The 6,647-nt window shown below is 47.3% G+C and carries 7 protein-coding genes; all 7 read right to left on the minus strand.

Translation table 11 applies throughout. The features are described 5' to 3' along the window. Positions 1–46 precede the first annotated feature (46 nt). The gene (locus BI182_RS14360; protein WP_286808841.1) at positions 47–721 is read right to left on the minus strand and encodes an ABC transporter ATP-binding protein; all 675 of its coding nucleotides are present in this window, start codon (positions 719–721) and stop codon (positions 47–49) included. After that, entirely contained in the window at positions 711–1,667 is a 957-nt protein-coding gene (locus tag BI182_RS14365) for an ABC transporter ATP-binding protein (RefSeq protein WP_286808846.1), read from the minus strand. The genes BI182_RS14360 and BI182_RS14365 overlap by 11 nt, the downstream gene beginning before the upstream one ends. Positions 1,668–1,733: 66 nt before the next feature. Beyond that, positions 1,734–2,549 carry an ABC transporter permease gene (locus BI182_RS14370; RefSeq protein ID WP_286808883.1) on the minus strand — a complete coding sequence of 272 codons (816 nt, stop codon included), beginning with the start codon at positions 2,547–2,549 and terminating at the stop codon, positions 1,734–1,736. A gap of 68 nt (positions 2,550–2,617) precedes the next feature. Then, positions 2,618–3,604, minus strand: coding sequence for an ABC transporter permease (locus tag BI182_RS14375; protein WP_286808848.1), 987 nt, complete (start codon positions 3,602–3,604; stop codon positions 2,618–2,620). 2 nt (positions 3,605–3,606) lie between these two features. Then, a complete protein-coding gene (locus BI182_RS14380) occupies positions 3,607–5,205 on the minus strand; it encodes an ABC transporter substrate-binding protein (protein ID WP_286808851.1) in 1,599 nt (532 codons plus the stop codon). 502 nt (positions 5,206–5,707) lie between these two features. Continuing rightward, entirely contained in the window at positions 5,708–6,250 is a 543-nt protein-coding gene (locus BI182_RS14385) for an HD domain-containing protein (protein ID WP_286808853.1), read from the minus strand. A gap of 56 nt (positions 6,251–6,306) precedes the next feature. Next, the coding region (locus tag BI182_RS14390; RefSeq protein ID WP_286808857.1) for an NUDIX domain-containing protein at positions 6,307–6,647 on the minus strand (341 nt) is incomplete at its 5' end.

The raw sequence follows: 6,647 nt of genomic DNA on the forward strand, positions 1-6,647 counted from the left end.
GTGATTCAGCCTGCTTTTGTCTTTTTTATTACTTCGATTTAAGTGCTTATTCCAGCTGAGAAACCAATAGACCATCCGGCTTTAGATCAAGGTTCTTTATCTCGCCCTCACAATTATTTAGTACCGCTTCCAGATCAATGACCCGATCACAAATCCGTTTAATCAGTTTCTCTTCATGGCTGACAATGATCATCCCCATGTTCCGCTGCTTGACCAGATCCAGCACCACTTCCCAGATTTGGGCCTGGGTGATGGCATCAAGCATGGTTGTCATTTCATCGGCAATGATAAACTGTGTATTCGGGGACAGTGCTCTGGCGACACAAAACCGCTGTAACTCGCCGCCGGATAATTCATTGGGCCAGCGGTTCATCCAGACTTCTTCAATTCCCAACCGGTACAACAATTCCTGATCAACTGGCCAGCCTTCGTTGACGGTGTCACGGATGCGCCAGCGTGGATTGACTGATTTTTCAGGATGCTGAAAAATCATCTGAACCGGATTATAACCGGCAAAAGTATTCGCCTTGCCGTTTAATTCGACCCGTCCTTCTCTGGGCTTCTCGTAACCAGCTAAAACCTTGGCCAGCGTCGTTTTGCCGCAGCCGCTATTACCAGTCAAGGCCACAATTTCTCCGGATTCAACAGCTAAACTGATGTGTTTAAAAATCCAGCTGTTTTGATGATAACCAAAACCGATATTTTTTGCTTCAAGTCGCATGGATACACCTCACTTGTCCACCCCGAAGATCCTGCATCTCCGGTTTTCCACATTGACATTCCGCTGTTCTTAAGTGACAGCGGGGTTCAAACAGGCAACCCGGAGGCAAGTCTGTCGGTGTCGGTTGAAAACCGGGAATCGGTTTGAAGTCATTTTCCGGCAAGGCCATCCACAACGCTCTGGTATAGGGATGCCGCAGGGCTTCGCCCCGTTCTTTAAAATCTTCGATGGGGGCTACTTCGACGGTTGTACCGGCATAAAACACTGCAATCCGGTCCGCAATTTTCATGGCTGCCTCAATATCATGGGTAATCATCATCACCCCACAACCCTGATTGGCCAATTCTTTAAGGTGCGCAAGGGTTTCTGCCACCACTTCCGGATGTAGTCCCGGGGTCGGTTCATCGGCAATAATCAATTTGGCTCCGCCACTGACCGCCGTCGCCACCAAAACCCGCCGGGCCATCCCCCCGGATAATTGAAAGGGATAGAGCAGACCAGCTTCTTTTGACAGATGATAGCGCTCAAAGACCTGCTGCTGCAGCTGTTTTGCATCTTTTGTCCTGATGGTATTTTGCACCTGTTCACCAACCTTCATCAGTGGATCCAGGTAATTGACTGACTGGGGAATCAGGCTGATTTCCTGGCCCCGAAAGACTTTCTGGCGTTCTGTTGTCAGAGCTTGACCCTGATAGCGGATTGTCCCGGTAACCTTGGCATTGGTAGGGAGAATGCCTAAAATGGCATGTGCCAACAAACTTTTTCCTGATCCACTGGAACCAACAATAGCGACAATTTCTCCGCTGTTAACACTGACATTAAGGTCACAAATAACTTCCAGATTTAGCTGTTTCAAGCCCTTTGCATACTGAATAAAGGAAACCGACAGATTTTTTACCACCAGCAATTCCTCCGGATTAGCCAGACTTTCTGTGCTTCTATTCATTATACTCGCATTTGAGTGACTAAACTTACTCGTTTGCTTTGTATTCATTTAACCGCATCCCTCCTTCTATTCGTGGGCACTGTGAGGATCCATCAACAGATGCAGATTATCGCCGATGACATCAAAGGCCCGGACAATAACTAACAGCGAAAGACCCGGAAAAAACGCCAGCCACCACATCCCGGCCGCCAGATACCCCATCGATTCAGACAGAATCACGCCGATGGCTGGCAGATGGGGTGATAATCCAAAGCCCAGAAAGGTAATCGATGCCTCATGCAAAATGGCATGGGGAAAAATCAGAATCAGACCGACAAAAAACTGGGGCAGCAAATGCGGCAGAATATGTTTGGTGGCGATCCACCAGCGACCTTTCCCCATATGCCGTGAAACCAGCACATATTGCGAAGTACGCACCTGCATGACCTCCGCCCGGATCACCCGGGTCAGACTGGGCCAATGGGTTAGCGCCACCCCGATAATGACGCCTTTGGCGCCACCACCGAGAACCACCGCAATCAGAATCAGGGCCACCAGATGGGGAACCCCCATAAACAAATCGACCAGCCAGGAAATGGCGGCGTCAACCTTTTCACCCATGGTGGCAGCGGCCATCCCCAGCACCAGGGCAATGACCACACTAACACTCGATGCCAGCAGACCAATTTGAATACTGATGGAAAGCCCCTTAATGGTTCTGGTAAACATATCCCGTCCCAGCCAGTCGGTTCCAAATGGATGCTCCCAGGACGGCGCCAGGTTTTGTTGGGTAAAATTGGTCGCAATCCCCGCATTGCTCATTAACTGAGCCGCAATCATGATCCCAATGAGCAAAGCCGTACAAAATCCGGTGATAATCAGGGTTTTTTGTCGTCGGTTCAGTTTATAACTGCGAATCCCATTTCTTTGCGCACCCTCGAGTATGGTATTTTCTGGTTCAGTTAACACATTCATACGGATGCTCTTCCTTCCTTAATCCGGGGATCCACTACCGAGCAGATAATATCGCCAATCAGATTCCCGGTGAATACAAATATCGCACTGATTAAGACAATCCCCAGTAATAGTGGAACGTCCCCCCGAAGTCCGGCCTGAACCGTTGCCTGACCTAAACCCGGGTAGGAAAAAACTTGTTCCGCCAGCACAGATCCCCCAAACAATTCACTGAAAGAAGCGAATTGCAACGTTACCGCTGGTAGCATAATATTCCTTACACCGTGCTTCCACACCAGACCCAGACCCGACTCGCCATTGGCTCTGGCAAACAAAATATAATCACTTTCCAATACATCCAGTAATTTTTGCCGGGTGTGCAGGGCAATGTTGGCAACACCGACAATGCTTAAGGTCAGGGCTGGCAAAATCAGATGATAGATTTTTTCAGAAAGGGTCACGTTTTCAGATAGAACCCCTACCGGTACCCCCAGTCCGATGGGAAACCAACCCAGCCAGACCGAAAAAATCATCAGTAGAATTAACCCCAACCAGAAGGTTGGGGTTGCCGCCAGGGTTAAGCAATACCATTTGATCGCCCGATCAATCAGTTTGCCCTTGTTCATTCCGGCAATGATCCCCATCAAAAATCCAAAAATTCCCGATAACAGCCAGGCTACCCCCATCAGGGCCAGTGAGGCCGTAAAGCGATTGCCAATCACCGTAAGAACCGGCGCCCGATAGATCATTGAGGTACCAAAATCACCCTGTACAATGGCCTCAGCCCAGCTTAAAAATTGTTCAACTGGAGGCTTATCAAGCCCCCAGTTTTCAGCAATCTGTTCCCGCTGTTCTTCCGAAACCCGCATCATATCGGCACCAATATAGGCCTGAACCGGATCAATGGGCGAGTTTTTGACCAAGATAAACGACACAATGCACAGCGCAATCAGCAAAGAAAGCATTCGCAGGGCTTTGCCCGCTACATATTTTGCTGAGTTCATATTTATTTTCGATGCCATTCGGTGATATTCGCCGTAATTGGCCAACCGTGACCGTGAGGCTCGGTGCGATTTTGGCCGATGTCCAGACTGTCATCCACTAGGTAAAGATGATCGATATTTACCAGCCAGGCCCAAGGAGCATCCCCCAAGGTACTGAAGCCCGTTTGGCCATCCCACTGGGCTTTTTTCCAGAGTTCGTTGGCAGCGGCTTCATCGGTCGTAGCCAGGGCCTGATTCATATAGGCATCGACCTTATCATTTTTGTAGAAGGTGGGATCATTGGTCTCAATACCGGCGTTGCCGCTATAGTAAATATTGTACATCTCGATCGGGTCGTGGCTTCCCCAGCCAAATAGAACTGCATTTGAAAACATCAGCTTGTAAATTTCGTCCCAGCTTTTTCCTTCCACATTAACTTTGATCCCAATTGGGGTAATCATATCAATAACAGAGATAGCCAATGATTGTCTGACCTTATCGGATGATGGATAGATCAGGGTAAACTCGGCTTTAACCCCATCTTTTTCAACGATGCCATCGCCATCGCTGTCAATCCAGCCGCCGTCGGCCAGCATCTTTTTAGCCCCTTCACTATCACCATCGGTAATTGCTGTCTCAGTATTGCCCCAGGGTAATCCATCACAGACTGAGTAGGCTTCAGAACCATAGCCAAGCAAAACCCCGTCGACCAGATTTTGTCGATCAATGGCATAGTTAATCGCTTTACGAATGGCCAGGTCTGAGGTGACATCATTGCCGATGGGATAACCTTCGGCTGTGGCAGTACCCGATTTGACATAAGGCAGGGAAATCCCCCGATTGTCAACACTATCGACGGTCTTTAGGGTCATCCCATCCACTTTCTGGCTGGTCAGTGAGGGAACAATGGACGCCATATCCACTTCACCAGCTTTAGCAGCGGCAAAAGTCGCTTCTTCACTGAGATAGAGGAAGGTCACCTTCTTAAATTCAGGTTTAGTCCCATAATAATTGGCGTTGGCTTCAACGATCAGCTGTTGACCCTTGTCCCATTGTACAAATTTATAGGGACCGGAACCCACTGGTTTCTGGGCATAATCACTGCTATAGCTGGCTTTTGGCACAATCCCCAGGGCAGCGGTTGTATAAAGAAAGGTTGACTGGGGTTTATTCAGCTTGAATTCCACGGTATAATCATCAATCGCTTTGGCACTGACCATCACGCTTAAATCCACCACTGATCCGCTTTTGGCGGTCGTTTCGTAGGTGAATACAACATCGGCGGCAGTTAATGGGGTGCCATCAGAAAACTTCACATCCTTGCGGATCTGATAGGACCATGTCAACCCATCGTCGCTGATGATGTAACCGGTGGCCAAATCGTTCACGATATTCAGATCGTTGTCCCGGGTCAGCAGGGTACTCTGAAACAATGGCGAGCCATAGCGACCCCAACCGGTGGTGGGGTCAAAACCGTCATCCGGTTCCCCACCAATGGCCAATACCAACTCGTCAGCGGCCCGTGCTGTTTTTTTATCGGTTCCACCATTGCTGGCACAACCAGTTAGCATCATGGCAAACATCAGACAGACCAATCCTAAACATATAATTTTTTTCTTCATCTTTTCTCCTGTGTTTCTCATATTTTTATCACTGATTTGTATATAAAAAAACCATGAAAATTTCATCCCGCTGGGGAATTTAAAACCTTCATGGCTGCGTTTTTGTTGGTATTGTCACGTCATCTGTGAATTTTTAGAGTCTGATAAATTTTGCGTATTTTCTTGATTTGAGGGTCTGCAATACCTGCTGGTTATAGTTATTTTCTTATCGATTGACTGAAAAAAATAATTATACCCGATTACCGATCATAAACATTAGTTGCATTGCGCAAAAAAAGCCATAAATGTGCTCACACAACATTCATGACTTCCAGTGATTTCATATCACAGTTATACTTTTAATTGTTTAATTGGGTAACCTTGTACGTATTAATAAACTGTTTAGAATTATACTTGTATATAGTGGTTTTGTCAAGCCAGATAATTCCTTACACAATCCAAGGAATTAACACTCCGTACTTCTGCCTCTTCACGTTGTTTGTTTCTAACAGGATTTCTTCTTTTAGTCAAAGATCTCCTGTATCAGTGCTTTCAATTCAGCATACATTGCTAAGCCTTCCAGCGGTGCCAATGCATCCAGCACGCCTTGGTAATACCAGGCCTGCTTTTCCTTGCCTCTGACAAAAATATCCCAGACCTCTTCGCCGATTCTTTCGTAATCGGCTTTAACACTTCTTAAGTTAGCCAGCTTATCAGCACAGGCCAGCATCTGCATCTCCCGGGTTGCTTCATTTTTTAAAAAATCGATGGTATGCTGCTTGCGGGCTTCCCAGGGCAAGCTTTTATTTTCCGAGTCGGAGGCGACCAGATCGGCGACAGCATCGCCAAATTCCCGACGAATGGTTACCAGACTGGTGTCGGTGTCTTCCACCGTATCGTGGAGCAGACCGGCCATAATCAGGCCTTCATTTTCTTCCGGATCGACGGCTTCGCTAAGTATTTTGGCGACCTCAAAAGGGTGCGTAATATAGGGAACCTGAGAGCCCTTGCGAAAATGACCTTCATGGGCTTTGGCCGAAAATTCAATGGCTTTCGATATTGACATAGACCCTCCTTGATTTTTAACGCTCATCAAAGTTATTCCAAACTAAATAGTAATGATCAGCGCTTATTTAAAATTTTATCATAAACTACCTGCATATGGGGTTCACTGACATAGTTGGCCAGTTCGGGGATGGCAATCCACCGGACCCCACTGTTTTCATCCGGTTTGATGGCCAGTGATTCATCCTCAGAAGCCGAAAGTAAATAGGCCACCGATAAATGCAAATGGGCTGAAACAGGCTGATTATTTTTAAGATGACCAAAAACCGGCAAAATATCCAATGAAATAATATTGTCAGACATCGCTGTCACCGTGCTTAATCCGGTTTCTTCTTTGGCTTCCCGGATTGCCACCTGAAGCAGATCTACTTCGCCATCGGCATGCCCTCCAGTCCAGG

Origin of the sequence: Acetobacterium sp. MES1 (assembly GCF_002237635.1) — a bacterium.
Classification (GTDB): Bacteria; Bacillota; Clostridia; order Eubacteriales; family Eubacteriaceae; genus Acetobacterium; species Acetobacterium wieringae.

Bases quoted from the DNA above. Each gene is read 5' to 3' on its own strand.
- BI182_RS14360 (WP_286808841.1), bottom strand. From the start codon at position 721: ATGCGACTTGAAGCAAAAAATATCGGTTTTGGTTATCATCAAAACAGC.
- BI182_RS14365 (WP_286808846.1), bottom strand. From the start codon at position 1,667: ATGAATAGAAGCACAGAAAGTCTGGCTAATCCGGAGGAATTGCTGGTG.
- BI182_RS14375 (WP_286808848.1), bottom strand. From the start codon at position 3,604: ATGAACTCAGCAAAATATGTAGCGGGCAAAGCCCTGCGAATGCTTTCT.
- BI182_RS14380 (WP_286808851.1), bottom strand. From the start codon at position 5,205: ATGAAGAAAAAAATTATATGTTTAGGATTGGTCTGTCTGATGTTTGCC.
- BI182_RS14385 (WP_286808853.1), bottom strand. From the start codon at position 6,250: ATGTCAATATCGAAAGCCATTGAATTTTCGGCCAAAGCCCATGAAGGT.